We start from the raw sequence: 1,532 nt of genomic DNA, 5'->3' as shown, positions 1-1,532 counted from the left end.
TAATACCAGTTTTCATGGCTTTCCAATTTGCTTTAACTTCGCCATTTTCGAGTATTTTGACGGTCTTATTGAAAACGTAACGGGATACCCCAAACCAGTGGCGGACAATTGCTCGCTGTTCAGGGTGGGAGCAGGTCAAACTTGCAGAACAAATGAACTACTTGACAAAATGAGTAAATTGAGGTTATCTGTGTCAAGCTACCTAAAAAATTAAGAATTAATCCCAAAATGACCCCTGAAAAGCAAAAAGAGCTCAACGAGTATCTTCAAGCAATTGCCAAGATTCTTTATGAGGACTCTGATCCGACCAAACTAGACACAATGGCGGGAATAGAAGAAACTGTGAGAGAGAAAACTTTAGAGTATATCACACCAAAAATCGGTTTTTTTTTATCAAAGAAACAACAAAAACCGAGGCCGGAAGACTGAGAACATTAAAGAGTATCATTGGAAAATTACCAATAACCGAAAAGCAAGCCATCCGATTAAATATCGAAACTAACCAAAGAATAAGTCCGTTTTTAGAGCAGTGTTGTGTTCGAGCAAGCGCCAATGTATCTTATGAGAATGCTGCCAGAGATATTGAGTACTATACAGGAATGAAAATCTCAGCAAAAACACAACAAAGACTAGTACATCGTTATAATTTTACTGACAATGACTGTAGTAAAGATATTGAAGAAGTGAGTGTAGATGGAGGAAAAGTAAGGTTAAGAACGCCAAAAAAAGGAGAACCTTGTCTCTGGAAAGATTATAAGGCAATCTGTGTGAATAAATCCACGAGAAAAGCTTGGTTTTCAGAAAATGAGGAATTAATAAATTGGGTGAATGAGCAACCGTGATCAGACCCACTGAATTGCCTGGGGGACGGGCATCCTGGGATTGGGAATATTTTTAAACAATTTAATTGTCCAGGAGAAAAACGGGAAATTCTTGATTGGTTTCACTTAGTTGAAAATTTACATAAGGTCGGTGGTTCACTGAAAAGATTGAAAAAAGCCAAAAGTTTATTGTGGTCAGGTAACGTTGATGAAACTCTTAACTTGATTTCTCCTTTGAAGAAAAAACAAGCCGAAAACTTCTGTAATTATTTAGAGACTCATCGAGAGCGTATTATTAACTATAAATACTATCAAGAGCAGTCAATTTGTTCCATTGCTTCAGGAGCTGTTGAATCTACAGTCAAACAAATTGACCGACGACTGAAGATTTCTGGAGCACAGTGGAAACCTGAAAATGTGCCTCAAGTTCTCAAACATCGATGTGCTTATCTCAATAACAATCTTTAGTAGCAGGTTTTCAGTAAAAACACGCTTCATTAACTAACGATAAAACTCACTCTTATCGGACGTGTGAATTATCCCAAAACTAATGAAGTTATTCACAGATGTGGCCTAGTTGAGGGATTATAATAGAACTCGCCCATTAAATCCAACTCTATTCAAAATACTAATAGCACACTGCCCCGCACTTTACAGTGTAGGACATAAATGCCGATTAACAGTCTCTTTTATGTTTTATTTAAATAAAGC

1 protein-coding gene and 1 pseudogene are annotated in these 1,532 nt (G+C 37.0%); one reads left to right on the top strand and one right to left on the bottom strand.

All coding sequences use genetic code 11. The features are described from left to right. Positions 1-139 (bottom strand): helix-turn-helix domain-containing protein (locus F6K53_RS41645; RefSeq protein ID WP_293086266.1); only part of this gene is annotated, 139 nt, incomplete at its 3' end. An 89-nt stretch (positions 140-228) separates the two neighbouring features. Here F6K53_RS41645 and F6K53_RS41640 point away from each other — a divergent pair. Then, positions 229-1,289: pseudogene (locus F6K53_RS41640) on the top strand (ISKra4 family transposase). Positions 1,290-1,532: the final 243 nt, after the last annotated feature.

The organism is Moorena sp. SIO4A1, from assembly GCF_010672065.1.
In the GTDB taxonomy this organism is placed as follows: domain Bacteria; phylum Cyanobacteriota; class Cyanobacteriia; order Cyanobacteriales; family Coleofasciculaceae; genus Moorena.
This window is presented reverse-complemented; position numbering and strand designations above follow the sequence as displayed.